This window comes from Arhodomonas sp. KWT (genome assembly GCF_010993615.1).
The window spans coordinates 1-1,062 of the sequence record NZ_WNXE01000563.1 but is presented as its reverse complement, the minus strand read 5'-3'; the positions used below and the strand labels follow the sequence as shown (position 1 = coordinate 1,062).

At 72.8% G+C, this 1,062-nt stretch carries 1 protein-coding gene; it reads left to right on the top strand.

Features of this window, described 5'->3' with window-relative positions:
* On the top strand, positions 1-621 hold a 621-nt coding region (locus G7A99_RS20735; RefSeq protein ID WP_163143778.1), incomplete at its 5' end, for a hypothetical protein.
* Positions 622-1,062: the final 441 nt, after the last annotated feature.

Genomic DNA, 1,062 nt, shown 5'->3' with positions numbered 1-1,062 from the left:
CTGTTGCCCACCCTGCGCACCATCGCCGGCGAGGACGCCCGGATCGCCGCCGACGGCGACCGGCTGGTGATACGCGGCCCCGCCGCCACCGTCGACGCCCTGCGCGACACGGTCAGCGCCCTGGACCATCCCCTGGCCGAGCTGCGGGTAAGCGTACGCATCGCCCCGGACACCGGCACCGCGGCAAACGGCAACACCGAACGCCACAGCGCCGGCACCGCCGCCGCGGCGGTTCAGCGCGTGCGGGTGCGCGAGGGCGGGCGGGCGGTGATCGATACGGGCCGGCTGGAAGCAGAGCCGAAGCGCTGGTACTGGGCGGGCAGCGACGGCACCGGCTTCGGCGAGGTGCCGGACTACCGCGACCTGCCCCGGGGGTTCACGGTGACACCCCAGCTCACCGGCGGGCGGGTACACGTGCGGATCACGGTGCGCCGCGACCGCCGCGACGGCGCCGATATCGACACCGACACCCTCATCACCACCGTGACCGGCCCTCTCGGCGAGTGGCTGACACTCGCCCGCACGGGCACGGACACCGGCGACAACCGGAAGAATGTGAAGACCTGGCGGGCCGGCGGTGACGGCCGCCGTATCGAGCTGCGGGTGGACCGGCTGGACTAGCGGTGTAACCCCCTCGCCCCCGAAACACACAAGCTCCGCTGCATCCGGCGACCGGCATCGTCGCGGACGGGCATACCCGGGTGGGTAGGTCGTGCACGGCCGTGGGCCGTGTGCGGCGCCGCCGGCACCGCTCCGGAACGTCGCACGCCTGCGGCGCACGACCTACCCGAACCTGCGTAGCTGTGTAGTCTCCTCGCCCCCGAAACGTACAAGCGCGGCTGCGCCCGGCACCGGACATCGTCGCGGACGGGCACCCGGGTGGGTAGGTCGTGCACGGCCGTGGGCCGTGTGCGACGCTGCGGCACCGCTCCGTAATAGGTCGCGCGCCTGCGGCGCACGACCTACCCGAACCTGCGTAGTTGTGTAGTCTCCTCGCCCCCGAAACGTACAAGCGCGACTGCGCCCGGCACCGGACATCGTCGCGGACGGGCATACCCGGGT